This is a genomic window from Neobacillus sp. SuZ13 (genome assembly GCF_030123365.1).
Lineage (GTDB): Bacteria > Bacillota > Bacilli > Bacillales > Cytobacillaceae > Neobacillus.
The window spans coordinates 2254332-2281062 of record NZ_CP126107.1 but is presented as its reverse complement, the minus strand read 5'-3'; the positions used below and the strand labels follow the sequence as shown (position 1 = coordinate 2281062).

General features: G+C 37.0%; 25 protein-coding genes and 1 riboswitch. Of the genes, 4 read left to right on the top strand and 21 right to left on the bottom strand.

What is annotated here, in order from left to right; all coding sequences use genetic code 11:
* Positions 1-208 precede the first annotated feature (208 nt).
* The 6 genes from QNH17_RS10915 to QNH17_RS10890 all read right to left on the bottom strand — a co-directional run bounded on the left by QNH17_RS10915 (position 209) and on the right by QNH17_RS10890 (position 7584).
* Positions 209-1132 (bottom strand): AEC family transporter, encoded by a 924-nt coding sequence (locus QNH17_RS10915; RefSeq protein ID WP_283878699.1) that lies wholly within the window; start codon positions 1130-1132, stop codon positions 209-211.
* Between the two features lie 82 nt (positions 1133-1214).
* On the bottom strand, positions 1215-2507 hold the full coding sequence (locus tag QNH17_RS10910) for a CitMHS family transporter (RefSeq protein WP_283878698.1): 1293 nt from the start codon (positions 2505-2507) through the stop codon (positions 1215-1217).
* A 154-nt stretch (positions 2508-2661) separates the two neighbouring features.
* Positions 2662-3348 carry a response regulator gene (locus tag QNH17_RS10905; protein ID WP_283878697.1) on the bottom strand — a complete coding sequence of 229 codons (687 nt, stop codon included), beginning with the start codon at positions 3346-3348 and terminating at the stop codon, positions 2662-2664.
* Positions 3341-4894, bottom strand: a complete 1554-nt coding sequence (locus tag QNH17_RS10900) for an ATP-binding protein (RefSeq protein WP_349632570.1) — start codon at positions 4892-4894, stop codon at positions 3341-3343. The genes QNH17_RS10905 and QNH17_RS10900 overlap by 8 nt, the downstream gene beginning before the upstream one ends.
* A gap of 196 nt (positions 4895-5090) precedes the next feature.
* A complete protein-coding gene (locus QNH17_RS10895; RefSeq protein WP_283878696.1) occupies positions 5091-6050 on the bottom strand; it encodes an aldolase catalytic domain-containing protein in 960 nt (319 codons plus the stop codon).
* A 172-nt stretch (positions 6051-6222) separates the two neighbouring features.
* Positions 6223-7584 carry an FAD-binding oxidoreductase gene (locus QNH17_RS10890; RefSeq protein WP_283878695.1) on the bottom strand — a complete coding sequence of 454 codons (1362 nt, stop codon included), beginning with the start codon at positions 7582-7584 and terminating at the stop codon, positions 6223-6225.
* A gap of 237 nt (positions 7585-7821) precedes the next feature.
* Here QNH17_RS10890 and QNH17_RS10885 point away from each other — a divergent pair, with 237 nt between their 5' ends.
* Complete coding sequence (locus QNH17_RS10885; RefSeq protein WP_283878694.1) at positions 7822-8361, top strand: GntR family transcriptional regulator; 540 nt, start codon at positions 7822-7824, stop codon at positions 8359-8361.
* Positions 8362-8484: 123 nt separating this feature from the next.
* Here QNH17_RS10885 and QNH17_RS10880 read toward each other — a convergent pair whose 3' ends face one another.
* From QNH17_RS10880 to QNH17_RS10850, 7 genes are all read right to left on the bottom strand, one after another.
* Positions 8485-9702: an ATP-binding protein gene (locus tag QNH17_RS10880; protein ID WP_283879480.1), complete on the bottom strand. Its 1218-nt coding sequence runs from the start codon at positions 9700-9702 to the stop codon at positions 8485-8487.
* 297 nt (positions 9703-9999) lie between these two features.
* Positions 10000-11220 carry an MFS transporter gene (locus QNH17_RS10875; RefSeq protein WP_283878693.1) on the bottom strand — a complete coding sequence of 407 codons (1221 nt, stop codon included), beginning with the start codon at positions 11218-11220 and terminating at the stop codon, positions 10000-10002.
* A gap of 250 nt (positions 11221-11470) precedes the next feature.
* Positions 11471-11824 (bottom strand): hypothetical protein, encoded by a 354-nt coding sequence (locus QNH17_RS10870; protein ID WP_283878692.1) that lies wholly within the window; start codon positions 11822-11824, stop codon positions 11471-11473.
* Between the two features lie 32 nt (positions 11825-11856).
* Positions 11857-13233 (bottom strand): amino acid permease, encoded by a 1377-nt coding sequence (locus tag QNH17_RS10865; protein WP_283878691.1) that lies wholly within the window; start codon positions 13231-13233, stop codon positions 11857-11859.
* 154 nt (positions 13234-13387) lie between these two features.
* Positions 13388-13468, bottom strand: a riboswitch (glycine riboswitch).
* A gap of 237 nt (positions 13469-13705) precedes the next feature.
* Complete coding sequence (locus QNH17_RS10860; protein WP_283878690.1) at positions 13706-13963, bottom strand: hypothetical protein; 258 nt, start codon at positions 13961-13963, stop codon at positions 13706-13708.
* Between the two features lie 89 nt (positions 13964-14052).
* Complete coding sequence (locus QNH17_RS10855; RefSeq protein WP_283878689.1) at positions 14053-14541, bottom strand: hypothetical protein; 489 nt, start codon at positions 14539-14541, stop codon at positions 14053-14055.
* A gap of 39 nt (positions 14542-14580) precedes the next feature.
* Positions 14581-15342, bottom strand: a complete 762-nt coding sequence (locus QNH17_RS10850) for a YybI family spore inner coat protein (protein WP_283878688.1) — start codon at positions 15340-15342, stop codon at positions 14581-14583.
* Positions 15343-15532: 190 nt separating this feature from the next.
* Between QNH17_RS10850 and QNH17_RS10845 the strand changes: the two genes are divergently transcribed.
* Entirely contained in the window at positions 15533-16003 is a 471-nt protein-coding gene (locus QNH17_RS10845) for a hypothetical protein (protein WP_283878687.1), read from the top strand.
* A gap of 66 nt (positions 16004-16069) precedes the next feature.
* Here the strand turns inward: QNH17_RS10845 and QNH17_RS10840 are convergent, their stop codons facing one another.
* Positions 16070-16867 carry a DUF2935 domain-containing protein gene (locus QNH17_RS10840; RefSeq protein ID WP_283878686.1) on the bottom strand — a complete coding sequence of 266 codons (798 nt, stop codon included), beginning with the start codon at positions 16865-16867 and terminating at the stop codon, positions 16070-16072.
* Between the two features lie 182 nt (positions 16868-17049).
* On the opposite strand from QNH17_RS10840, the gene QNH17_RS10835 reads away from it, so the two are divergent.
* Positions 17050-17976 (top strand): DMT family transporter, encoded by a 927-nt coding sequence (locus QNH17_RS10835; RefSeq protein ID WP_283878685.1) that lies wholly within the window; start codon positions 17050-17052, stop codon positions 17974-17976.
* A 12-nt stretch (positions 17977-17988) separates the two neighbouring features.
* Positions 17989-18552: a cysteine dioxygenase gene (locus tag QNH17_RS10830; RefSeq protein ID WP_283878684.1), complete on the top strand. Its 564-nt coding sequence runs from the start codon at positions 17989-17991 to the stop codon at positions 18550-18552.
* Positions 18553-18625: 73 nt separating this feature from the next.
* Here QNH17_RS10830 and glgA read toward each other — a convergent pair whose 3' ends face one another.
* The 7 genes from glgA to QNH17_RS29985 all read right to left on the bottom strand — a co-directional run bounded on the left by glgA (position 18626) and on the right by QNH17_RS29985 (position 26378).
* The gene (gene glgA / locus QNH17_RS10825; RefSeq protein WP_283878683.1) at positions 18626-20065 is read right to left on the bottom strand and encodes a glycogen synthase GlgA; all 1440 of its coding nucleotides are present in this window, start codon (positions 20063-20065) and stop codon (positions 18626-18628) included.
* Between the two features lie 6 nt (positions 20066-20071).
* Positions 20072-21088 carry a GlgC family sugar phosphate nucleotidyltransferase gene (locus QNH17_RS10820; RefSeq protein ID WP_283878682.1) on the bottom strand — a complete coding sequence of 339 codons (1017 nt, stop codon included), beginning with the start codon at positions 21086-21088 and terminating at the stop codon, positions 20072-20074.
* Between the two features lie 31 nt (positions 21089-21119).
* Positions 21120-22250 (bottom strand): glucose-1-phosphate adenylyltransferase, encoded by a 1131-nt coding sequence (locus tag QNH17_RS10815; RefSeq protein ID WP_283878681.1) that lies wholly within the window; start codon positions 22248-22250, stop codon positions 21120-21122.
* A complete protein-coding gene (glgB, locus tag QNH17_RS10810; RefSeq protein ID WP_481858593.1) occupies positions 22198-24132 on the bottom strand; it encodes a 1,4-alpha-glucan branching enzyme in 1935 nt (644 codons plus the stop codon). The genes QNH17_RS10815 and glgB overlap by 53 nt, the downstream gene beginning before the upstream one ends.
* A 130-nt stretch (positions 24133-24262) precedes the next feature.
* Entirely contained in the window at positions 24263-24529 is a 267-nt protein-coding gene (locus tag QNH17_RS10805) for a hypothetical protein (RefSeq protein ID WP_283878679.1), read from the bottom strand.
* 260 nt (positions 24530-24789) lie between these two features.
* Complete coding sequence (ftsZ, locus tag QNH17_RS10800) at positions 24790-25938, bottom strand: cell division protein FtsZ (RefSeq protein ID WP_283878678.1); 1149 nt, start codon at positions 25936-25938, stop codon at positions 24790-24792.
* A 281-nt stretch (positions 25939-26219) separates the two neighbouring features.
* Positions 26220-26378 (bottom strand): YuzK family famiily protein, encoded by a 159-nt coding sequence (locus QNH17_RS29985; protein ID WP_481858592.1) that lies wholly within the window; start codon positions 26376-26378, stop codon positions 26220-26222.
* Positions 26379-26731: the final 353 nt, after the last annotated feature.

Genomic DNA, 26731 nt, shown 5'->3' with positions numbered 1-26731 from the left:
CCTGTGGGGTCTCCCTTGCCCCGTCCTCCCGCAGGAGTCTTCGTGCCTTCCGCTCCAATCAACAGGGTGCCAAAATAAACAATAAGCTTTTACATAGACTATTCTTTTTAACTATCAAACTATTCTAATTATATTTAATGTTATAGAGATTAACAATATAGGATGTAAATAACGAGACCGTTTATATACATAAACGGTCTTCACTAAGTCAAAATAAAATTGTCGATAAAAATACAACCGTGGTTACTGTAATCGCGCTAAGTAAAGTAGATAGCAAAACAACTTGTGCAGCGTATTCTGGATGATTTCCATATTCTAAAGCGAACAAAGCACTATTCCTTGATGTTGGGAACGAGCTTGCTATAAACAACGCCTGTGCCGTAGTGCCATCCAGCTTTAATGATAAAATAATGATGAATGCAATTGCTGGAGATAGGATTAAACGACCAAATAAACTTAAAAACAGCGGCAAAGAGAAACGACTTATTTTTATATAAGCACTTTGTGCTCCTAATGTAATTAGCGCCACTGCCAAAAATGCATTGGAAGTATTGTTTATTGGAGTCCATAGAAAAGTCGGGATATTAATATGATACATATGGAGGAACAATCCTAATAAAAAGGCATATATGACGGGGTTTTTTAGAAACTCCTTCATTGCTTTCAATCCAGTTTGATCAACGGAAACAGAATTCAGTAATCCATATGTGTAGGTTAACAAATTCTGAAAAATCATAACGACAATCTGTATGGATGCACCCAATGGGTTATGTTGAAAAACGAGTTGACTGACAGGTAATCCGAAATTACCTGAGTTATTTAGGACCACGCTGTTCTTAAAAGTTGAAGATAAACTGCTATCAAATTTTGCTGTTTTTGATATAACGGCAGTTATAATCATTAAGCTGAAACATTGCAACACTAAGAATCCAAGAATATGCAAAAGTGTTTCTCCGCCAATATTATTTTGATAAATGTTTACAAAACTGACACATGGCATGAGAAAATAGGTATTTAGCTTTGATAAAGTGTTCATATCTAAATTAAATTTTCGATGGAGAAAGACACCAGCTCCTATTAAAGTAAATACAGGCAAAATGACATTTAATACAATAAGGAAAAATACCTCCATAAAACTCTCCTTTATTCTACTCCCCTAAAATCAAATTTAGTCCAAAAACTCTTATACGAGTCTTTGGACTATAATCAAACCGTTAGATTGGAATAATTGACAATAGAACCGCAACTAAAATCATTACTGCTGTTGATCCGCATGCCCATTTTAGAAAAGTGCGCTGCAGATCGCCGAAATCTTCTCCAACCATACCAACTAATAAATAAGTAGATGGTACCAAAGGGCTTAATAAATGAACTGGTAAGCCTAAAAGTGATGCTCTTCCAATCATTGCCGGATCAATTCCATACACACTTGCCGCTTTAGCAAGCAATGGGAGAACTCCATAATAAAAGGCATCATTAGACATAAAGAATGTAAATGGAGCACTAGCTATTGCTGTAATGAGAGCAAAATGGGAGCCTAGAGCATCAGGAATATGAGTAATCATCGAATGTGCCATGGCATCCACCATTTTCGTCCCTGAAAGAATACCCGTAAAAATCCCCGCTGCAAACACCATGGAAACAACAGATAATGCATTATCCGCGTAGTGCATGATTCGTTCTTTTTGTTCATGTAAATTTGGATAATTAAGCGTAATCGCAATGGCAAAACCTATCATAAACAATACAGTAGAAGGCAATAATTCTTGGATTAATGCAACTAAAAGTAGAATGGTTAATAGATAGTTTACAAGTATTAGTTTTGGACGTTTCAGATAAGCATCCTCAGAAGTAGCTGCCATCATAGCCATCGTACTATAATCTATTTCTGCTACGCCAATACGTTTGCGCTCTTTTCTACCAAGGCAGTACGCCATAAATAATACAAACAACACGCCGCCTATCATACTAGGAATTACCGGAGTGAAAATATCCCCCATCTCAAGATGTAATGCTGTCATTGCTCTAGCAGTAGGTCCTCCCCATGGAAGAAGGTTCATTACACCTGAAGCAGATACAGCAATTCCTGCCAGGACCAAAGGTTTCATGCCAATTCGTTTATACAATGGAAGCATCGCTGAAATGGTAATCATATATGTAGTCGTTCCATCACCATCAAGCGATATTAATAAGGCAAGTACTGCTGTTCCAATCGCTATTTTTACAGGATCCCCTTTTACTACTTTCAAGATTGTCGAGATGATCGGATCAAATACACCTGCATCAATCATAATTCCGAAAAAGAGAATGGCAAAAAGAATCATAATTCCTGTTGGTGCCACGCTTTTTATCCCCTCAAGCGCCATCGGTCCCATTTCTTTTCCAAAACCGCCTATTAACGCAAATACAACCGGCACCACCATTAAAGCAATCATCGCTGATAGACGTCTTGTCATAATAAGTATCATAAAAATAAAAATCATTAAAAATCCTAAAATTGCCAGCATCAATTTACCCCCTTTTGTTTGTAAATTAATAATAATCTAAATATTCTAGAGTGAAAACGTTTCCAAAATAATGTTATTATCGTACATTATTTTATATTTTGTTCATTTTGTTCACGACAAGCTTAACATGCAAAAAGGATGCCACTTGGCATCCTCACTTAACCGAATAATATTTTCTTTCGGGCCTTCCGACAATTCCATACACCACTTCTGCTTTTGCTTCTTTTATGGAGGATAGATATTCTAGATATCTCCGTGCTGTAATTCGGGAAGCACCAATTTCCTTTCCCACTTCTTCAGCAGAAAGACCCTTTTCTTTCAATTGTAGTGCGTTTTTCACCTTCCCAAGAGTGATTTCATCAATTCCTTTAGGTAATCCTGTTCCCTTCCCCACCTTTTCAACCTTATTATTTCCGAACAAAAGGTCTACATAATTCTGGTCTACAGCTTGTCCAGACGAAAGGAGGGAGTGTTTTTTTATAAATTCTAAGACCACTTCGTCAAATCTTTCCCTATTAACAGGTTTTATTAAATAATTTTCTACTCCGTAACTTAAAGCTTTTTCGAGGAAAATCTTATCAGTTGCCGCTGTGACCATAATAATACTTATCTTTGGGAAACGCTCTCGAATGATTGGAAGCAAATCAGACCCAAGCATGTCTGGCATATAGACATCAAGAATCAATAAGTCAGGACTTTTCTCCTTTAACAGTTCTAGAGTTTGCTCACCATTTAATGACTTTCCAACCACTTCGATTTCATTAAACTTATTTAAAAATTTCTCATGGATATCGGCTATTCGAAAATCATCTTCTGCAATTGCTGCTTTTATCCTATTCAAGTTTTTCACTCCCCTTGAATTCTTTCGGCAGGTACACGGTAAAGACAGTACCACTTTCCTGGGTACTCTGTACCTCAATCATACCATTCATTTCTAACACAGCTTCCTCTGCATTGGAAAGGCCAAATCCCCTTGGTTCAGACCCTTCTTTAGATGTAAACCCTCTTGAAAATAGGAGTGGAATTTCTACATCAGTTATTCCTTTCCCATTATCCGCAATCTCAAATATGATATCACTACCAATATCTGTTGCGAAGAATTTTACCGTAGGAGAATCCACACCATAGACAGCTTCAAATGCATTGTCAATTAAGTTACCAAGAATCACAATTAAGTTCGAAAGCTTAAAATGGGAAGGCAATTCCTTTAAAGAGCTATCAGATATGATCTCAAACTTTATTTTCTTTTCAGAAGCCTTTCCCAACTTTCCTAAAAGAATAGCTTGAACTTTCGTGTCTTTAATATGGTTAAAAACAATAGAATTCTGAAATTGCAACACCTGTGTTTCAGATTGGAGCATTTCAATTGCTTGCTCATTTTCCCCTAGCTGAAGCAGTCCTAATAACACGTATAACTTATTGGTGTATTCATGTGTTTGTGCCCGAAGATCTTCCGAATAGCTATTTACTTCTGATAGGGTGTTTAACATTTGCTCAATTTCTGTTTTATCACGAAAAGAAGCAACTACTCCACTTATTTCAGACTCTTCAAAGAGTGGAGTACAGTTGACAATAACCGTTTTATCTTTCCAGACCATTTCTTTATCAACTAGTGGATTTCCCGATTTTAAAACCTCATATAAATAATCAGAAGGAAACAGCCCATCTACTTTTATATGGCGGACCGACCCGTTTATTTGTAATAGTCTCTTAGCAGGTTGATTCATCATCGTGATGTATCCCTCTTTATTAATAGCTAAAATCCCTTCTTTCACTCCATGAAGCACAGCATTCTTTTCTTTATATAGTGCAGCAATCTCAAACGGTTCTAGACCCATGGTATCTTTACGAATATTTTTTCCCAGCAGGATACTTCCAAAAAGAGAAACCAAAAATGCGAAAAGAGAAACAAGAAGCACCTTGGTAAGATTATTCATGATTTGCTGATGAACATCTTCAAGCAAAAATCCTACAGAAACGATTCCGATTACTTCACCCTTTTTGTTAAAAATAGGAGATTTACCTCTGATAGAAGGCCCAAGTGAACCCTTCGCCTTAGAGACATAATATTCCCCTTGCTGAATCGCCCTTTGGTTATCTCCGCCCTTCATTTTCTTCCCAATCATCGATGGTAAAGGATGCGAAAATCTTGTCCCCTCTTTGTTTCCAATGACAACAAACTCAGCACCCGTTTCCTTCCGAATCTTCTCTGCTAAGGGCTGTATTGTTTTGGATGGATCACTTGTTTGAAAGGAAGCAATGATCGTGGGTATAAATGAAACCGTTTTTGAAATTTCCAGCGCCATCCTTCCCCTGTTTTCCTCTATTTGTTTACTTTCCATATAGCTGAAAAATACTGTTAGCAAAAGGATTAAAAATAGTCCCAATAATAGAACGAGCCCAAATATTTTTATCTGCAGTGATATGTTTTTGGATTTCAGGTAGCATACCTCCTTGTTGACCTGCAGGGAATCGCCCAAAATTCATTATATCCTTTTATGGCTCACTTTTCCTTGTAAAAGCATAACTAGTAGTAAAAATAAAAAAGTACCTCCATCCAAGAGGTACTCCCGAGTAATCTAACTATTTTAATGTTGTAGCGACTGTACTTTCAGGTGATGTTACTTTATCATAAAAATCTACGAATTTATCCCGGTCAGCACTATCGCGGTATGCCATGGCCACACGTGGATGCTCATTTAGTACACCTGAAATCATATAAGGAATGATATAGCCCCACTCCCACTTTTCACGCATTTCAAGCATGTGCTTCTCTATGACTCCAAGAACTGGTTTAATTTCATAGCTTGATTTTTGAATATAGCTTACGAGAAGTTCTGTGTTACAGTTACCTGCTGCTCGTCCCATGCCATATACTGACGAATCCAGGTAGGTAACCCCATTCCGTAGGGCAGTTAAGGTATTGGCAAAGGCTAACTGCATATTGTTATGTGTATGGATTCCCAATTGTTTGTTCGGAATCATCTCTTTAAATTTTTTCACTTGGTGCTCAATATCTACAGGATCTAAGCTTCCAAAAGAATCAACAATGTAAACCACATCAACAGGGCTTTCCTTCACCAATTCGAACGCTTTAATCAGTTGTTGTTCAGGTACACTTGATAATGCCATAATGTTAAGGGAAGTTTCATAACCCAAATCATGGAACATCTGGACAAGTTCTAAGCCCTTATCCACTTCACGGATATAGCAAGCCACTCGAATCATATCTAGGACACTTTGTTCACGAGGGAGTATATCATTGGGATCTACACGCCCAATATCTACTAAAGCAGATAGCTTGGTGAACTTTTTCACAGGGATAATTTCTTTCAAGAAGTTATCATCTAGAAATCTCCATGGATTGGGCTCGGTCGCGTTAAGAAGTTTAGGAGAGTTTTTGTAACCAATCTCCATATATTCAACACCTGAAGCACTTAGGCCTTCATACAAGTCCTGAACAAATTCAACACTGAAATCCCAATTGTTAACTAATCCTCCATCACGTATGGTACAGTCTAATATTTTGCTGCGTTGTTCCATGATTGTATTTCCCCCTGTTTATTTCACTTTTTCAATATTATTTCATACTTTTATACTTTTAAGTACTAAAATTTCTTATTGTGTTTATAACACGGTTTATCCGCAGGTGTCAACCCATTTTTCGGAAAATTCGTAAAACCAATATATATTACGAAAATATTTTAATCTTATATTATTTAAACATTTTCCCCGGATTTAATATTCCAAGTGGATCAAACTGGTCCTTTATCATTTTCATTAGATGTATTGAACTGGCATGTTCTTTGTATAGATAGTCTATCTTTCCTAAACCAATTCCATGTTCACCGGTAGCTGTTCCGCCACAATCAATCGCAAATTCTACAATTTTTAGATTTACAGTATGTGCCTTATCGGACTCAACGGTGTCATTAGGATCAATCATAATTAATGCATGAAAATTTCCATCCCCTACATGCCCTACGATGCCGCCAATCAATCCATACTCCTCAAGTAACAAACTTGCATGAGAAATGGCATCCGGAAGCTTAGATAATGGTACACATACGTCCGTACTCATATTTTTCTTCGCTGGATAACCGTGTTTAAAGGCATATGCTAGGGTATGACGTGCCTCCCATAGCTTCGCTTTTTTCAAAGAGTCTGTTTCGTATTCAAACTGAGAACAACCCTCTAAATCTGCTAATTCTTTGGCAAATTTAACATCGGCCTTTATCCCTTCTTCATTTCCGTGGAACTCCATAAATAGAGTTGTCTGCTCAGGGTAAGTAGTTTCGTTATGTATATTTACTTGTTTCATAGAACGAGCATCTACAAGTTCAATACGGGCTATGGGGATGCCTGAGGAAACCATAGCATTCGCTGCCTTAATCGCATGATCGACAGAAGGAAAGACGGCTCTGCATGCAAGTGTTGCTTCCGGAATTCCAAAAACTTTTAAAGTGATTCCAGTAAAAACTCCTAATGTTCCTTCTGAGCCAACAAATAAAGGTGTTAAATTATACCCAGAAGAAGATTTTGCTGCTAACCCGCCTAGGTTTACTATTTCCCCATTTGCTAAAACTACTTCAAGACCTCTAACTACATCTTTCATGGCACCGTATTTAACGGTGGTTGTACCTGAGGCATTCGTACTCGTCATTCCGCCAATCGTCGCGTCTGCACCAGGGTCAACTGGAAAAAAGAGACCATACTTTTTAAGTGCCTTATTTAATTGTTTTCGAGTCACACCGGGTTGTACCTTTACAAGTAGATCGTTCTCCCGTACTTCAATAATATGATTCATCAACTGAAAATCCATTGAGATCCCACCTGAAACTGGGATTGGGTGGCCTTCAAGGCTAGAACCGACACCAAAAGGAACTACAGGTATATGATACTTGTATGCTATTTTCATAATCTCCGAAATCTCTTGCTTATTTTTTGGAAAAACGACAATATCTGGTTTCACCGGTTGATGATACGATTCATCCTTGCTGTGATGTTCTAATATCGTTGGATTTTCACTGATTTGTTCTGCTGGAAGAAGGTTTCTCAAAGCTTGTTTCCATTCCAAGGGTTATACATCCTCTCTTTGTAAGTAATTATAAATCATTATTACTCTTTTATCCTTTTTTTACAAACTATTCGCAATTTCCTGCCAACTCCTGACCTTTAGAATACGTAAAAAAGTCACCTAATAATATTAACTAGGTAACTAAAAGGTTATTATTGAGACTACTCTATTCATCGCCTTTATATAAAACTAGTCAAACAGTTTACATTAAGACCATGGTTTTAGGTAATTTTACTGATGTCAGAATTTCTAACTCTGTTAATCTCTGAAAAGCATAGGATGACCCGTGTAATAGGTTATTATCTAAGTATGCCGGGTGACACATCACATAAACCATATGGAAAGAAACCATCAATCAAAATATTACAATTAGAAGTTATACCTGCCGATGAATATTTTAGTGAGCATTTAAAGATTCAAGAAGGAGAACCTGTTAATGCGCTAGAGCGAATCCGTTATGTAAATGAAGAACCAATCCAATTTGAAATTGCCTATTTACCCTGGTATAAAACCCTGGCATTAAATAAACATGGTTGTGAAACGTCATTATATAAACTATTGGAAACCCAATTTAGTTTAAAAATAAACAAGACAATTGAAAACCTAGAATTGTTTATTGCCGACCAAGAGGCAGCTGAAAAACTACACATCAGTGTTGGTGACCCTTGCTTTATGCTTGATACCTTTGCCTATCTTCTTGATGGTTCAATCATTGAATATTCGAAAACCATCTATCGTGGGGATATGGCCCATTTTGTCATTGAAAGAAATTACTAAAAATGGATAGTAAAAACTTAAGGTTTTGGTATCTAATGTGTATTCGAATCTGTAATCGAGAAAAAGAGAAGCCAATAAATCGGCTTCTCTGATCTTGCTTTTATTAAAGGGTTTCTCCGCTTTTTATTCATATGTTACCCGGGGTAAAAGAATAATAAATTCTGTCCCCCTATCCAATTCACTGTTCACAAGTATTTTACCTTTGAAAGAACGGACAATTTGAAAACTCACCATCATTCCTAGTCCTGTCCCACTTTCCTTTAAGGAATAAAACGGGGATCCAAGCCTAGCAATTTGTTCTTTTGTCATACCAATTCCTTGGTCCTTTATGCTAATCTTTATATTTCCATCATCAGTTGCTGTACATGTTATCCAAACCATTCCACCATTCGGCATAGACTCTATCGCATTTTTCAAAATATTAATCAAAGACTGGTTTAATTTTTGAGGATTAGCATAAATCCAACAGTCATCAAAAAAATCAGTTTTAATCTCAACATTATAGTTCAGGGAGTAACTTTGAATAATATTCACAACGCGATGCAACTGACTTCCAACATTGATTCTCTCGTTATGATTTATGGTAGGTTTTCCAAAAGTTAAAAAATCATTGATAATTTCATTGGCGCGATCTAGCTCTTCAATGGATAATTGGATATATTCCTTCTTTTTACTAGGCAAATCAGGTTCATTTAGAAGTTGCAAAAAGCCACGTGTCACTTGCATCGGATTTCTAATTTCATGAGCGAAAACACTTGTTAACTCACTTATCACTCGTAATTTCTCCGAGTTTTCCATCTCTAATCGCATCTGGCGAATCTCCCTAATTGTTTCAGTTAGGATAGTGAAGAACCAAGTAACTACCATCGCGAAGATAAGATGAATGATCTGTACTTTCAAATACTCTATGGAAAAACCTCTGAGAATACCAAAAATCGTAAGGCCAATAAGACAGTAGTAAAAGGCTAAACCAACTGCAATTTTAACCCTTCTATCTTTTTTTGAACTCGCAAACATTTTTTGAAAAAACAAAATAACAGGCAGTGAGAATAATAAGACAAACACAGTATTATAAAATCCTACACTGATCCCAAAATAAAGTCGATAAAGGATGATAAGAGCCGAAAGAAAGATGCCTGGCCAAACTCCCCCATAAAGGGTCCCTAATAAGAGAGGAATAATTCTCAATTCTAAACGAGCATTTTCTCCAAAATCCACAGGAAATGACATGCAAAATAATATAGATATTCCCCACAAAACAGACATGATTAAGTTTCTATTTTTACTACTCTTTACCCATTCCGTAATAAATGTATAATAGGTAAATATGGGAATGACCATAAGTGTTAGTTGCAGCAAAAAATCCTTGATTATACTCATCTTTGTTACCTTTCATATTCTATTATAAATCTGAATCCTGCAGAGTAATTTAATCTTATTGATTCTGTTAATGTCCTTGTTGCACTTACATTACCTTTTTCACCTTTCATATTGAGTCCATTTTACCATGATAGATTACTTTTTTTCTATAATCCAATTTAAAGTTGAGAAATGGAATTTAGTTCAATCCAAAGAAAAAGAGGCACAAATCAAAAGTGATTTGTAGCCTCTTTGCATAATGAAGTTTCTTACTGTAATTTACACAACTTTAGAAAATGTTCTGTTTTGCTCTTGAGTAGTAGTTTTTCCTTTTTTCAAGCTAATCATCGCGATAAAGGAGATACAGTATAGTAAAGCGAGATATCCCATTGCTGCTGTAACATTAGCATGCTGAAGGATATATCCTACTAATATAGGAGATAATCCCCCTAATGCTCGTCCAAAGTTAAAGATTGTGTTGGTTGCTGTGCTTCGAATTTCTACTGGATAGAAACTGCTTATTAATGCCCCATAACCCGCAAACATACCATTAGAGAAAAATCCGACGATTGCACCTCCGATTAATAAACCGGCACTCCCTGACGCAAAGGCATATAAAAAGACAGCGACCGCCGAAGCGAACAAGAAGATTCCATAGGAGCGCTTCATTCCAAAGCGATCGATAAATTGACCAAACGTTAACATCCCTGCTATCATACCAGCTGCTGTGCTAATCGTCCAAAGGGCCGAATTTGATACGGATAATCCTTGGGATTGTTGCAGCATAGATGGCAGCCAAATCATCAAACCATTGTATCCGGCAATTTGGACAGTTGCCATTATCGCTAGAGCAATTGTTGTTACTGAAGTTCTTGGAGTTGCAAACAATTGTTTTAGTTTCCATTCCTTAGGTACCAATTGTTTTTTCTTATTTGCAGTTAGCCACTCAGGAGATTCGTCTAATTTCTTTCTTACGATAAAGGCGAATATAACAGGAACCAATCCTATGAAAAACAAACCTCTCCATCCCCATGAAGGAAGGATAATTGCGCTTAGGAGAGCTGCGAGAATTACACCGTATTGTGCACCGATGCTCACATAAGAAGAAGCCCGTCCTTGTTTGTTCTTTGGCCATGCTTCAGCCACAAGAGCCATTCCAATTCCGTATTCTCCACCAGCACCCAAGCCGGCAATAAACCGAAAGATGTAAACTTGTTCAATATTCACGGCTAGACCGGTTAACGCCGTACCGATAGCAAATAGTAGAATGGTATAAGTAAATATTTTAACTCTCCCAAATTTATCTGCTAATATACCGAAAATGACTCCGCCAGCTAGCATTCCTAGATTTGTAATAGAAGAAATGAGACCTCCTGCCACCATATCAATATGAAATTGAGCAATAATCATCGACATGGCAAAGGAGATGAACATGATATCCATGCCCTCTAAGGTTAAACCTGCTACTGATGCGACTACTGTTTTTCTGCGATAATCCATTTCTGTCGTTCTCCTTTCAAGCCTCACAGGACTATGATTAAAAGATAGTTGGCAAAAATAAAATGCCCTTTCATCCAAAGACAAAAGGGCATTCATATACGTAACAAAGTATATATGAAGTTTACTTTCGCCTTTTTGGCCTCTCTGGACCAATTTAAAGGAATTTAATTTCATCTAATAGTAACACGATAATTTTCATGTGACAATAAGAAAGAACTAGTAGAGTCTTTTTAGGAAAAGAAGCATTACATTATTCCCTTCTACTAAATGTTTCACTGAGATTATTTAAAGTGTAAAGTCTGCCCGTCAACAGAAATAGATCATTGTAATGATTTTTTACGTATTCGTCAATAATCTTAAGCCCTTTTATAAATTGATCCACTAAATAATACGTATACTTTTCATCCCAATCAAACTTATTAATTCTAATCAATTCATCTGCTAGGATCTGAAATTTATACTCTTCAATAAAAAGTTTTATTTGATACAATTTATCTGGTGTAAACCTGGTGCTGTTTTTATTGACATGACATTTTTGAACATATGTTATAAATCCATTGATATTTTCAGCAAGCAAATTCGCTTTTTGCATCTCAAACTTCATAACGCCACTCCTCACTGTCTAAAAAAGCATCATTATGAAGAGTGTATGTTTTGAGACGTTAGGCTGACACCCTTTTTCTTTTTAAATGTATATAAAATGAATAAAAGAATGAACCAAACAGGTGTTAATAATAAAGCAACACGGGTTGCTTCGGCAAAGAGCATGATAATAAGAATGAGTGCAAATAATGTTAGGACGACATAATTGATAAACGGTGTGAACGGTGCTTTAAAAATCGACTTTTCATGTAAATCTGGACGTGATTTCCGGTAGCGCAAATGACAAATTAATATGATGCCCCAAACCCAAATAAAACAAATCGCACTGATCGTTGTCACGATTCCAAAGGCTTGTTCTGGAATCAGCTTACTTAAAAGAGCACCGGCTGAAAGAACAAGTGTGGAAATAAATAATGCGTTACTTGGCACATGATTTTTATTTAATTTTGCAAATGGAGCAGGTCCCTGTTTATTACCACTTAAGTTAAACAAGATTCGGCTGGTTGAAAATAATCCGCTGTTACACGCGGATGCCGCTGATGTTAAAACAACAAAATTGATAATTCCTGCAGCAATTGGAATACCTACTAAGCTAAACGTCTTTACAAATGGACTATTAGCAGCATTCAATTCTGTCCAAGGATTGATACATAAAAGAATGATAAGGGCTCCCACATAGAAAAATAAGATTCGTAGAGGTATCTTATTAATGGCAGATGGAATATTTTTTCTTGGATTAGATGTTTCCGCTGCAGAGACACCTACTAATTCAACACCTACAAATGCAAAGACAACCATTTGAAAAGACAGAAAGAAACCTGATATTCCATTTGGAAAAAGACCACCGTGTCCCCAAAGATTTTTGACTGTAACTGTGCCTGAATCGGTTTGAAATCCAATAAACAATAAAATGATCCCTATTACGATTAAAGCAAGAATGGTAATGACTTTAATTATTGCAAACCAAAACTCTAATTCTCCAAATAACTTTACGGTTAGTAAATTCAGTCCCAATAAAAGAATTAAACAGACTAAAGCAGGTATCCATTGAGGGATATCGAACCAATATTGCACATATACCCCGACAGCAATAATATCAGCCATGGCAGTCATGATCCAACAAAACCAATACGTCCATCCTGTCACATAACCAGCCCATGGTCCAATATACTCTTCAGCAAAATCCGTGAATGATTGATAGCCCGCATTCGATAATAGTAGCTCTCCAAGTGCCCTCATCACAAAAAAGCATGCAATACCAACAATTAAATAAGCAAATATAATAGATGGACCTGCTAACTGGATCGCTCTTCCTGAACCAAGAAATAAACCTGTCCCTATCGTACCGCCAATCGCAATTAGTTGTACGTGTCGATCTTTTAAATCTCGTTTTAACTCTTGTTGTGCCATTTCTATTTCCTCCTTATTTGGTAAAATTCGAGTTGTGAAGTGATGAACATAAAGTTAAATACCATAAAAAAAGAGACTGGATCAGCTCCAATCTCATGGTCATAAGAATAACAAATAATATTCATCACTCTTTTGTCAGAATAACAAATAAAATACGTACTCTTCTGTCCTTTTGCCTGAGATTGTGAACCCTTCGGCGCCGCAGATTCCCTGCGGTCTCTCCAGAAGCTGCTCCTGCTATAGTGTGACCCATAGCATTCATAGCTCGCTTATTATTAAATTTTGTATAGAAGAACCAATCTCCCACTTAAAAAGTTATTTACCAATCATCTAAATTCACAAACTACATTATTGTTGAATAATTTCTAATTTTAGTAGTATTCTATCACTTTGTCAATACATAGTATTCTTCAGAATCTAAAATCTTGAAGAAAAAATGAACCCTCCTTAACGGAATGGGTCCATTTGTTTCTTAGTCCCCTAGGACTAAAAAATATTGAATTTGATTGGCTGAGATGGGAGTAATCGCCATAATACGATATCCGATACTTAATAATTGTGACAACGTTTCTGCACAATTTTGACGTGGTGGCTCAATTGGAGCATGGTAACTTTTATAAAGATTTATGAATTGATTATTGGTTGTACAGTGCAGCAAGATCACATGTCTTCCGGTCCATGCTTGACCAATCATTGTTTGTGGTTGACCTTGAATATTCCTTTTTCTCATAATGAACACCCTCATGTCCGAAATGGACGAATCTTTTGTTTTTATCTATACCTATTAATATTCCAAACAGAAATTTTCTGCCATCCTTCCTAACACAAAACGATAATTCTATAAGGTGTGGTTTGGGCGGGAATACTTTTAGTGGAGGGTCCATAAATGACAATAAGATCTCTGTTCGCAGGGTTTCTTGTAAAGAGTTGCCCATTTGTTAACAGTATTTGGGTATAAGGAGATATATTTAATCGTAACCGTCCATCGCTACTCTCCAATTCATTATTAAAATAATCTACTTTTACATTCTGATATGGGCTATCTTTTACCATGACAAGCGCTGGATATTGTGGAGGGTAAATAAGAATAGCTGGTGCATTTCCATCATAATAACCAGTCACGCGATCTCCTACTGCCACCATTACATGATCAACAAAGTAAGTCGTTGGTGACACCACGAAATTCACTATTGCTCCCGTGCCATTTTCTACAGTTATTAATTTATTACAACCTTCTCCTGCACCAGTTTGTCCAACAAGGTCAGTAATCATGGTGACAGTTCCATGAAACGAAAAAAATTTTGTCATTTTTTTACCTCCGATGCTTAAATTAAATGTAGCTTGGCACTAGTAGGTGCTGCTTAACTTTGTTCCAAAAATCTCTATTGCCAAAGATGTGGATATAAATTGAGTTCCATTCCATGTTAAAAGGTTTTCGACATAACCTAATGTATCCGCATTAGACGTACCAATAATCCGTTGAAGAACAAGTAAATCATAACTTAGGCTTTTTACATTTGTAACAATGGGATATACTGCTGTTGCAGCAAGAACTTCGCCTTTAACTGGCTGTTTTAATTTTCCATTTTCATCATAAAGCTCAGATAGATAATCATACCCCTTGTAACTAATGTCTAGTGTGAAAAGCAAATCTAATGAAGGGCTTCCTACAGTTACTTTATAAAAGTCCTCATAATTGACTTTGAAGGTATAACTTTTATTATATTTTTCAACATCAAACAATAGGTGTGGGATATTATTTCTGATGGAGTAAATATAGAAAATACCGTATCCTCCGCTTCCACCCGTTTCAATACTTACCAAAATATCCAATATATTATCATTAGAAAAATCCCCCAGAAAGAGCTGAGCATTGTATCCAGCATTATTTTGAAGATTAATAGTTGAAATCCGTTTCGAACGCCCATCTTGAATGACGAGTGTAATTTGATCAGCGAAGTTTTCAGTTTCACCGTTCTTTCTTCCATATAGGTAGACGTAATCCACTATACCGTCACCTGTAACATCACCTTGCCTCATATCAAGCAACACAATGTTTCCAGAATAAGTATCATGACCATAGGTTTGTTCTTGAAATTGCCTGTACAAATAGATCCCCCCCTGCAAACATTTGCATTTACTTGATTTACCATATGCAGGTAAATGCCTATATGACACCAATAGGTCATGAAAATGATCTGTTTACCGAAAAATAAATACACTTTTCGAAAGTACAAAATGATAGGTAAATGACTTATGAATATGATGGTGTGAGTTTATATGTAAAGGAGTGCAATTTATGTATCCTAATTACCTACCTCAGTATTATAACTATCCAAATAGTCAAGAAAATTTCTTATATTCAACTCCGTTCCATGTGGAGAATTATTACCCTTCCCACCCTGGTGACAGACAATTTGGTGGGTTTCAACCTCTGTTTGCACCGCCAGGTCAAGGTCCAATGGGAGGACCACCAACTTCACCACCACCGTTTGGACCACCAGATCAAGGTGCAGCGGCAGGACCACCAACTTCACCACCGCCATCTTTTGTTCCTCAACAACAAGTATCAGCATATGCAGTAGACCCAGGTGGTATTAGAGGATGCTTATATAGATACACCTATTTATGGCTGAGAGGGTTTGAACAATTTTGGTTTTATCCGACACATGTAGGACGAAACTCAGTCTCAGGATATCGCTGGACTGGATTTAGATGGGTTTATTTCGGAATAGACTTACGACAAATCCAATCGTTTACTTGCTTTTAATAAGACATCGGAAACTCCAAAAGAGAGCGGATTACTTTCCCCCTCTCTTTTATGGATGGATAGAATTCATTCTTTTAGCCTAGGTTTTGCAGGATCACAGTTTGGTGAGTCTATTTTTGCAGATTCCGCTAATTTCATAAGATAATAACATTCTTCACGGTACATATGATCCGCCATTAAGGGTGCGAAGGTTCCTAATGCTTGCTTACTTAGACGAAGCTCCTCGATTTCCTGTAAAAAGTTTTGAAATAACTTAATTTCTAACTGGCTGTCTAAGTTCATTTTATCCAAAGCAGGGAAAGAAGCTAAATTGGTTCTTAAATACCCTGCAAGTTCTGCTGCTTTTAAGTAAAAACTTTCAAATGTTTTCCTAAATGTTACGCTTTTCTCTCTCAATTTCTTCTCAACACCATCTAAGTTGGTGGAAATCCCCTCTGCATGCCCCGCTGCATCTAATAACCACAATAGGTGATGGTGGAGCTCGTGGTATACAGGTGGGACTTGCCCAGCCTTTAAGTGTTCTAAAATTCTTAAATACTCCTCCAATTCATTTACCATATGATTTATAAAAGTGGGTGAAAGGTGAATTTTTATTTTTCCAATCAGATGTTTTCTTAATAGGTCCAATTTATATTCTCGTAATTTTATAACTTCGGATTGAGCTTCGCTGGTTAATGGCTCTAGATTTGCGGATTTTGCACGCTCCAGTAAATTGTCAAATACCTGAATAAATGTTGAGGCCGTTTCAATTTCCTGTTTTTGAACGGGGGCTAACGATTCGTATATAAACCTTGAATGATCACCTAATATTTGAAGCCAAAAACGGTGTTCAAATCTAGCAGTTTTCTCAAAGAAATCATTCATGTTTATTCCTCCCACATAGTAAACTACACACTATTTTGATATTATTCTTCTATCCCGCTTCGTATGAACAAAGCTGAAAAAAATAATTAAGCATAACCTTGCTGCTAAAAGCTACAAACATCTTCTTTCAGGACAAGCATATGATGAAGTAACCACCTTTTTACTGAAGGGGATGCTCTATTTTGACTTATTATAAATCGAAGTTAACTGCCTCGTTATATGCAACCATGTCGATTAGTTTTTGGGGAGTTTCCTTTGTATCGACGAAGGCTGTGTTAGGAAAATTGGATCCATATTCGTTACTCGTTGTGCGGTTTGGTATAGGATCCTTATTTTTGCTGTTGCTATTACTAATGCAGCGTAAGCGGCTACTAGTCTCCTTTAAATATGTCCCACATTTAACAATCCTCGGTATCCTTGGGGTATTTGTTCATCAGATACTTCAAGCGACAGCTTTGTTGACGATTAACGCTTCATCTGCTGGTTGGCTCATTTCGTTTTCCCCGATCTTTACTGTCATCCTTTCCATTCTCTTTTTACATGAAAAATTGAGTATATCAAAGGCTGTGGGAATGGTGCTCGCGATCACTGGTGTCCTAATCGTCACTACAACAAGAAGTGGGCAATCCTTTCAGTTTTTTATTAATATTGGCTTTCTTCTCATGATGTTGAGCACGTTGAATTGGGCAGTTTATTCAGTTCTTTTAAAAAGCTTAAAGATTCCATATTCACCTCTCTTAATCACGTTTTATATGAGTTTAATAGGTTTGATTCTAACCACACCATTACTCATTAGAAATAAAGGCTGGGAATCATTCTCCCATCTGAACTATTCGGAGTGGGCCCATTTGTTGTTTCTTGGGGTTTTTGTTTCGGGGATTGCTTATTGGTACTGGGGTAGAGCACTTGAGGTGTTAGAGGCTTCAAAGGTTTCGATGTTTCTATATATGGAGCCAATCGCAACGTTGGTTGCTGCGGTATTGCTTCTGGATGAAAAAGTTTTTCTCATAAGTGTTGCTGGGGGAATCATAATTATTATTGGAGTGATTATTGTTAACGGTCAGCTTATGCCTATGTTGGTCAACCTCATTATGAAAAAACGTCGGTAGGAGGACAGCTATATGACTTTGACAATGAAGCTACAGAATGTTTTGGGTACCTTAAAAAGTCCATCTAAAGTCGAGTTGAAAGCGGCTCTTTTAAAAATGGATCTAACTATAAAAGATCTTGCTCACTTACCAGAACCCTCTCCGGGAAAACCATACAATCGAAAGCTACTATTTAAGAACGAAGAAGTTGAACTTCTCGTTATGAATTGGTCTCAGTTGGAGTGTGCCCCTCATGATCACGGCAATTCCCATGGCTGGATACAAGTCCTTTCCGGCACTTCCATAAATTCTGTTTTTGAGGTAAAAGGAGATGGCCTGCCTAACGAATTGTTTCATGAAATCCATCATAAAGGAAAATATTTTTATGCTCCGAAAAAGGGTATCCATAAAATGAAAGCTTCCAACAATACCGATTTGGTTACTCTCCATCTTTATTCCCCTCCCATTTCCGGAATGAAGGTCTACGACCTGCAAAAATGTGCTGCATGTGTTGTATCTGACGATTGTGGTGCATGGTGGCCGGATAAGCAATATCAGAAAGTGAAGGAAATACAACTTAAGAAGGTTAGCTCATAGCTATTGAGTAAAAAAAGGGAAACCAATGTTCATTCACACTGGTCTCCCTTTTTTCATAGTTTTTATGTGTATATTATTTTGAGCCTGCCATTAAGTCCTCATAAATTTCGTTATATTCCTTTGCCGATTGTAACCAACTGTAATCTTGACTCATAGCTTTTTGTACTAAGTTAGTCCAATTCTCTTTTTGATGATAAAAATAAATGGCTCTTTTAATGGTATAAAGCATATCATGGGCATTGAAATTTTTAAAGGTGAAGCCGTTCCCATTACCTGTAAATTCATTATAAGAATGGACTGTATCATTTAAGCCGCCCGTTTCTCTAACAATCGGAATTGTTCCGTACTGCAAGGCAATAAGCTGCCCTAATCCACAAGGTTCAAACTGAGAAGGCATTAAGAATAAATCGGCTCCCGCATAAATTTGGTGTGCCAGTGATTCATTAAAACCTATGTATATTCTAACTTTATCCGGATATTCATGTGCCATTTGCTTTAAGAAGTTTTCATACGTAGGGTCTCCAGAACCAAGGACAATGAATTGAATATCTTCCTGAATCATACTGTGAAATACATGGAGCAATAAGTCTAAGCCTTTTTGACTTGTTAAGCGAGTGACCATGGCAATGATTGGCGTGCTTTCTTTTTCTGGCAGTCCAAAATATTGCTGCAATTCTAGTTTATTTTCCACTTTACCTTCTTGGGAATCGAGATCATAAGGAACAGCAATATCACAGTCTGTTTTAGGATTATAGGCTGTATCATCAATTCCATTTACAATTCCGATAAGCTTATGACGATATTTTCGTAATAGCCCATCAAGTCTTTCACCAAAATAGGGATTTTGAATTTCCTCTTTATATGTTGGGCTGACAGTAGTTACAATATCAGATGCAATTATACCGCCCTTCATAAAGCTAATATTCCCATAAAATTCAAGTTGTTCACTGTTAAAATATTGATGCCCTAAACCTAACTGCTCACTCATTACCTCATATGGAAAAATCCCTTGAAATTGTAAATTGTGAATCGTAAATACTGTTTTAATGTCCTTATATATTGAAATTTGTCGATAATGAGAATCTAATACAAAATTCACCATTCCTGTGTGCCAGTCATGACAATGGATTACATCAGGAATAAAATCCAGATGTGGAATACACTCTAAAACTGCCTTTGAGAAAAAAGAGAATCTCTCCCCATCATCATAATGACCATATAAGGAATCACGATAAAAATAATATTCGTTATCAATCAGATGATAGGTAATTCCATCATGCTCTGCAGTAAGGATACCGCAGTATTGACTGCGATATCCTACCTGTACATTGATCGCTTTTTGAAATTGAAATAAACTTTTAAGTTTTTCAGGAATTAAACTATAATTTGGTAAAATAACACGTACTTCAGTCCCTAACTTTTTTAACGCCTTAGGAAGTGCCCCCGCTACATCAGCAAGGCCTCCAGTTTTGACAAACGGGACACACTCGGATACCGCAAATAATACTTTCACTTTTTCTCAACGCCCCTTTTGAACTGTTCCTTTTTCTACTAGATAAGGGTTCTCTTTGGTACCTACCAGTTGTACACCATTATCAATCTTGACATCCTTATCTAATATTACACTATCCAGGATACAATTCTCACCTATTTGACACTTCTGCATAATAATAGAATTACGAATCACAGCTCCTTTTCCAACTTTAACCGAACGGAAAAGAATACTATTTTCTACTTCTCCTTGAATAATACATCCATTTGCGATCATTGAGTTCGTAACCTTTGCAGCATTTTTATATTGTGTTGGCGGCTCATCTTTTACCTTCGTAAAGATTGGCTCATTCTTTGTAAAAACCTGCTTCCATACGGAAGGCTGCAGCAAATCCAAACTATTTTGATAATAGCTTTGGAGAGAGTCAATTATGGTAATATAGCCAGACCATTCATACATATTAATTTTAAATTTATGGCGTTTATCATGCACAACATCAAAAATCGTGTAATATCCTTGATTTTTGTATTGCTCGAACAGAGATAATAATAAATTTTTGTCCAGAATATATGTCTGCAGCGATTGCCCATTATGAAAAACCTCGGTAATATCCGCTTCTGTTTCCATATGGTGATCTAATATTTTACAAAAATCAATGGTTCCGATTGTATTGCAATTTGTAATCACTACGTATTTTTGCTTACTGCGTAAGAAATAGGTAATATTTTTGGCAAAATGAGCAAAGGAACCAAAACGCTCGATTCTGGAAGTGCCCTCAGGTGAAAAGACAAACAGGCCATCACGCTTTCTGTCCAGGTCCCATTGCTTTCCGGATCCTAAATGATCGATCAGCGACCGAACTTCTTTTCCAGTGAAAATAGCCACATTAGTAATACCTGAGTTCACCATATTTGATAACATAAAATCGACTAATCGATATCGACCGGCAAACGGTAGAGATGCTAAAGAACGATGAGCAGTTAAGTTTTTAAAGGTGTCAAACTCATTCGTTGCATTAATAATTCCCAGCATTGAGCACGGCATAGGATCGCCCTTCCTTTTCTGTGGTTTTTAACTATTCTTCATCCGCATATAATATAACGGCATCATTGTTCTTTGATGGACGAATAACGGCATTGTCCTCCACTTTCATTCCTGGAGCAATAATGGCGCGTTCAATTACCGCATTTTTCCCAACATGGGCATTCGGCATGATCACTGAGTCTTTAATCACACTTCCTTCTTCCACTGTAACACCCTGGAACAAAACGGAGTGCTTTATGGTCCCTTCTACAATACAGCCTTCATTAATTAATGACTCTTCAATGTGACCGGTTGGGGCAATATATTGAGGCGGTTGATTTGGATTCACAGAGTAAATTCTCCAATTACGGTCATAAAGATCCAGGTCAGTATCCTCTTTTAATAAATCCATATTGGCTTCCCACAAGCTGCCTACAGTCCCAACATCCTTCCAGTAACCCTTGAATGGATAAGCCACGACCTTTTTCTTTTCTTCCAGTAATAGAGGAATAATATCCTTTCCAAAATCATTGGAAGATTCAGGGTTTTTATCATCCATTTCTAAAAAGGTTCTTAAAACCGGCCATTTAAAAATGTAAATCCCCATCGATGCTAAGTTACTTTTTGGATCCTTCGGTTTTTCCTCAAATTCAATAATGTCTAAATCCACATTAGTATTCATAATCCCAAAACGGCTTGCTTCTTCCCAAGGTACCTCAATGACAGAGATGGAAACATCTGCCTCCTTATCAATATGATACGCGAGCATTTTAGAATAATCCATTTTATAAATATGGTCACCAGACAGAATGAGGACATATTCTGGATTGTATTGTTTTAAATAATTTAAATTTTGATAAATCGCGTTGGCAGTACCCTTATACCACCTAAGACCTGCTGTTTCCGAATAGGGAGGCAAGACGGTAACGCCGCCATTATTTCGATCTAAATCCCATGCGCTTCCAATTCCAATATACGTATGCAATACAAGGGGCAGATACTGAGTTAATACTCCTACTGTATCAATTCCTGAGTTTGTGCAGTTACTTAATGGAAAATCAATAATTCGATATTTTCCTCCGAAGGATACAGCTGGCTTTGCTTTATTTCTTGTTAGTGCGCTCAATCGGCTACCTTGACCGCCTGCTAGCAGCATGGCTACGCACTGTTTTTTCTTTCCCATTGCTTATACTCCCCTTTCTTGTTTTCACTGGTTGTAAGATCGATATACCAAAGGGCGGGATGGTCATTTCTAGATGACTTGGCTGGTTGTGAAACGGTTTTTTGACTGATTTGATTTTCTTTTTATTTATTTGCCCAGAACCACCATAGGAAACTGCATCACTATTAAATATTTCATGGTAATATGCGTAGGATGGAACCCCGACTTTGAAGTTTTCATACACGACCTCTGTAAAATTACAAACGATAATTATAAGATCACTTTCTTTTTTTCCTTTTCTTATAAAAGAGAAAATACTTTGATCTTTGTTATTAACATCAATCCACTCAAATCCTTCATTTGAATGATCAAGCTCCCACAATGCTTTCGTACGTTTGTAGAACAGCATCAATTCTTTAAAGTAATCATTCAAAACGCGGTGCATCTCATAATCGTGTAATACCCAATCTAACTCCTCTAAATCCTTCCATTCATCAAACTGACCAAATTCTCCGCCCATAAATAGGAGCTTTTTACCGGGGTGTGACATTAGAAACCCATATAATAAGCGTAGTTGGGCAAATTTCCGCCAATAATCGCCAGGCATTTTATTTAAAAGTGATTTTTTACCGTGTACAACTTCATCATGTGAAAATGGTAAGACGAAGTTTTCAGAATAAGCATACATTAAAGAAAAGGTTACTTTATCATGCATATACTTTCTGTTTTGCGATTCTGCTTCCATATATTTTAAAATATCGTTCATCCAACCCATATTCCACTTATAGTTAAAGCCTAAGCCACCTTCATAGGCAGGTCCTGTCACAAGCGGCCAATCTGTGGAATCTTCTGCAATCATTAGGACTGTAGGATCTGTCTCAAAAACTACTTCATTCAGCTTTCGTAAGAAGGATACTGCATATTCATTTTTTTGAGAAATACCCCCGGCTTTCCAGTACAGCATATTGGCCACTGCATCCACTCGAAATCCATCGACGTGATAGCATTTCATCCAGAATAAGGCGTTAGAAATTAAGAAACTTTTTACTTCACCTTTCCCCAAATCAAAATTGGCTGTTCCCCAGACTTCATTTTCTCGTACAAATATATCTTTATATTCATAGGTTGGCCTCCCATCAAACATATACAAACCATGGGCATCTTTGCAAAAATGTCCAGGAACCCAATCAAGAATAACACCGATACCGTTTTGATGACATTGATCGATAAAATACATTAAATCGTGCGGACTCCCATAGCGACTTGTTGGAGAATAGTATCCGGTTCCTTGGTATCCCCATGAACGATCATAAGGATGTTCAACAAGTGGCATAATTTCAATATGTGTAAAATGATGCTCAAGTACGTATGGAATTAGTTCAGCAGCTAACTCCCTATATGTATAAAATCTTCCTTCATCCTTTTTTCTCCACGAACCTAAATGTATCTCGTAAATCGCAAGCGGTTCTTCATAAATCCTTTTCTTTTTTTTATTTTTGAACCACTGTTGATCCTTCCAATCATATCCCTCAATATTGTAGATGACAGACGCTGTGTGAGGTCTGAGCTCTGAATAAAAGGCATAGGGATCTGCTTTTAAGAACTTATTTCCAGCAGCTGTTTCAATTTGATACTTATAGATTTCATTTTCTAGTAGTCCAGGAATAAATATTGACCATATTCCTTCAGTATTTACCTTAGTCATTCCATGATTGCTGCCATCCCATTTATTGAAGTTTCCGACAACTTTCACTTCAATAGCATGGGGAGCCCAAACAGAAAAGCGCGTACCCTTTACTCCTTTTTGTGTTACAGGATGAGCCCCAAATACTTTGTAGCTTTCGTACAAACTTCCTTCGTGAAAAAGGTGCACTTCATAATCTGTTGGATGTATTGAAATCACATTTTCACCTCTTTTTTCAATTTGTTGGTTGGCTCTCTTGTAGTTTTTCATAAATAAATTGTTTAATTCATAACACATAAAGTTACTAAAAAGTTGAAAAACGACTCCGAAAAAATCAGAGCCGCCTATGTTAATTTTTGATATTTTTCAAATAATTATTTAATACTTTTCTATACCGCCAAATATCTTTAGTATCAACTGGGAATTCCTTTATGTCCCAATACGTTTGGTATTTCCGATGGGCTGTCAATGAGCCATCAGGATATTGCATAAACGTAAGGACTCCGTTGTTTTCTTCATCTTCTATGGCGATGTAGTGTTTCGAACCATCCCAACTCCCCAAATCACCAAACCTCTCACAAAACTGCTCCACATTCGCTTTGCTTCGAATAATCATACCATTCACTCCCGTCTCTTTTTAATTTGATAGTATTATAACATACTAGATTGTTCTTTCATTAGTAGGAGAAGTGTAAATGTCATAAAAATTCGAATAATCAATGGATTCAATCATAGAAATAGTACTGAATTATTAAATCGTACTGATCAAGCTCCAGGAGCCCTTTCAATACTTCAAATATTTTATCTCGGAATACTGCCTGATAAAAAATCCCCTACTAGATAGACTATTATATCTAGTAGGGGATTTTAATTTTATCAAAATCGTCTTTTCCGATTACGCAAGAACGCTGGAATATCCAGAGATCCTTCTGTCTGTTCTGAGTGTCTGTCATAATCTTGCACTGGCTCGTTACGGTTTATTGGGTTACGTTGTACTCGTTGCTCCCTTTGATATGTATTCGGTATCTCTTCCACTATTGGCTTTGTAGGCATTTGTATTGTTGGCTCCTCTTTCTCAGTGAAGCCAGTGGCAATAACCGTCACAATAATTTCTTCCACTAAGTTTTCGTTAATGACAGAGCCAAAAATCATATTTAGTTCTTCATGAGAAGCAGAAGCAACGATATCAGCTGCCTCCTGTACTTCAAAAAGACTTAAATTATTTCCCCCAGTTATGTTCATGATCACACCATGGGCCCCATTAATGGAAGTTTCAAGTAACGGGCTATTTAATGCTTTCTCTGCAGCCTCAACAGCACGATTATTACCTTTGGCAATACCAATTCCCATTAACGCTGTTCCCTTATGGGACATAACGGTTTTCACGTCAGCAAAGTCAAGATTGATTAAACCTGGCACAGCAATTAAATCTGAAATCCCTTGAACCCCTTGGCGAAGTACATTATCCGCTTCACGGAAAGCTTCAATCATGGGAGTTTTTTTATCTACAATCTCTAATAAGCGATCGTTGGGGATAATAATCAATGTGTCTACTGCTTCCCTCATCTCGCTAATTCCATTTTCTGCGTTAGACGCACGCTTCTTGCCTTCAAATTTAAAGGGACGTGTTACAACCCCAATTGTCAAGGCACCAAGATTACGGGCAATTTCTGCAATGGCAGGCGCTGCGCCCGTCCCCGTACCACCGCCCATACCTGCTGTAACAAAAACCATGTCTGCGCCTTCTAGCACTTCCTTTATTTGCTGTTTACTTTCTTCCACTGCTCTTCTACCTATTTCCGGATTTGCTCCTGCTCCCAAACCTCTTGTCAATGCTGTACCGATTTGCATCGTGACGGCTGCTTTAGATTGATGAAGAGCTTGTGCATCGGTATTAACGGAAATAAATTCTACACCCTCAACGCCTTCGTCGATCATACGATTTACGGCGTTATTTCCCCCGCCGCCTACACCGATGACTTTAATCGTGGCGAGTTGGTCCATAGATGTATCAAATTCTAACATGTTCATTTCTCCTCTATAGTAAATTAGGTGGCAGGATATTTTCCTGTTGCTTTTCAATAATCGCAGACCAAAATTTTTATCTTGATAAGAAAATAAGGACGGTTATTTTGATTTAGTTGTAGTCTACTTAACTATAAATTTATTGTCCAGTTAAGATACACCTATTTATTTGATTTAAAAATAGTAAAAAGAACACACCTTCAAATATTGAGAAGTGCCAGATCTTAAAAGTAAAAAAAGGGAAACCAGTGTGGTTGATTCACATTGGTTTCCCTTTTCATTCATGCCTTTAAGCGATTATTATAATGAGCAAGTCTGTCTAAATCAGCTGTCATTCTACGACACCTAATATAGTCCTTTTTACGGCGTTTTTCGACTCTCATTCTCACTGTATGATATCTACTGTAGTCTTCATAACCTACACCATGGGCACTACGCATCGCTTTTTCCATTTCGCTTGTATAACTTAATTGTAAATGATTAATAACAAATCATTCCTCTCAGTTTTTTTCACATGGCGAATTGTTCTTAACGTAGTTTTCATCTTATCATTGAAATCCTAGGTCACACAAAGTCGAAATATCGGTGTATTTTGCTGTATAAAAGAATGTCATCCAAACTCGAGAATATATCTCTGACATCCTAACTTTTTTAGCCATATCCTTCCATATAGTGCTTAACCTAAAATTCTCATTGCTGATTATCTGCGACTGAATTGATTTGCAAATAGAGAAAACATCTAACTAGTACAGAAGATTGATTTTCTAATTAATGAAAGGAAATTCTCATCGAT

Coding starts and splice junctions, on each gene's coding strand:
- QNH17_RS10870 (WP_283878692.1), bottom strand. CDS start 11,824: ATGAAGTTTGAGATGCAAAAAGCGAATTTGCTTGCTGAAAATATCAAT.
- QNH17_RS10875 (WP_283878693.1), bottom strand. CDS start 11,220: ATGGATTATCGCAGAAAAACAGTAGTCGCATCAGTAGCAGGTTTAACC.
- QNH17_RS10880 (WP_283879480.1), bottom strand. CDS start 9,702: ATGGTCATTCCCATATTTACCTATTATACATTTATTACGGAATGGGTA.
- QNH17_RS10915 (WP_283878699.1), bottom strand. CDS start 1,132: ATGGAGGTATTTTTCCTTATTGTATTAAATGTCATTTTGCCTGTATTT.
- QNH17_RS10805 (WP_283878679.1), bottom strand. CDS start 24,529: ATGATTATTCGAAGCAAAGCGAATGTGGAGCAGTTTTGTGAGAGGTTT.
- QNH17_RS10830 (WP_283878684.1), top strand. CDS start 17,989: ATGACTTTGACAATGAAGCTACAGAATGTTTTGGGTACCTTAAAAAGT.
- QNH17_RS10820 (WP_283878682.1), bottom strand. CDS start 21,088: ATGCCGTGCTCAATGCTGGGAATTATTAATGCAACGAATGAGTTTGAC.
- QNH17_RS10895 (WP_283878696.1), bottom strand. CDS start 6,050: ATGGAACAACGCAGCAAAATATTAGACTGTACCATACGTGATGGAGGA.
- QNH17_RS10865 (WP_283878691.1), bottom strand. CDS start 13,233: ATGGCACAACAAGAGTTAAAACGAGATTTAAAAGATCGACACGTACAA.
- QNH17_RS29985 (WP_481858592.1), bottom strand. CDS start 26,378: ATGCGTAGTGCCCATGGTGTAGGTTATGAAGACTACAGTAGATATCAT.
- QNH17_RS10855 (WP_283878689.1), bottom strand. CDS start 14,541: ATGACAAAATTTTTTTCGTTTCATGGAACTGTCACCATGATTACTGAC.
- QNH17_RS10815 (WP_283878681.1), bottom strand. CDS start 22,250: ATGGGAAAGAAAAAACAGTGCGTAGCCATGCTGCTAGCAGGCGGTCAA.
- QNH17_RS10860 (WP_283878690.1), bottom strand. CDS start 13,963: ATGAGAAAAAGGAATATTCAAGGTCAACCACAAACAATGATTGGTCAA.
- QNH17_RS10840 (WP_283878686.1), bottom strand. CDS start 16,867: ATGAATGATTTCTTTGAGAAAACTGCTAGATTTGAACACCGTTTTTGG.
- QNH17_RS10845 (WP_283878687.1), top strand. CDS start 15,533: ATGTATCCTAATTACCTACCTCAGTATTATAACTATCCAAATAGTCAA.
- ftsZ (WP_283878678.1), bottom strand. CDS start 25,938: ATGTTAGAATTTGATACATCTATGGACCAACTCGCCACGATTAAAGTC.
- QNH17_RS10885 (WP_283878694.1), top strand. CDS start 7,822: ATGTCAGAATTTCTAACTCTGTTAATCTCTGAAAAGCATAGGATGACC.
- QNH17_RS10910 (WP_283878698.1), bottom strand. CDS start 2,507: ATGCTGGCAATTTTAGGATTTTTAATGATTTTTATTTTTATGATACTT.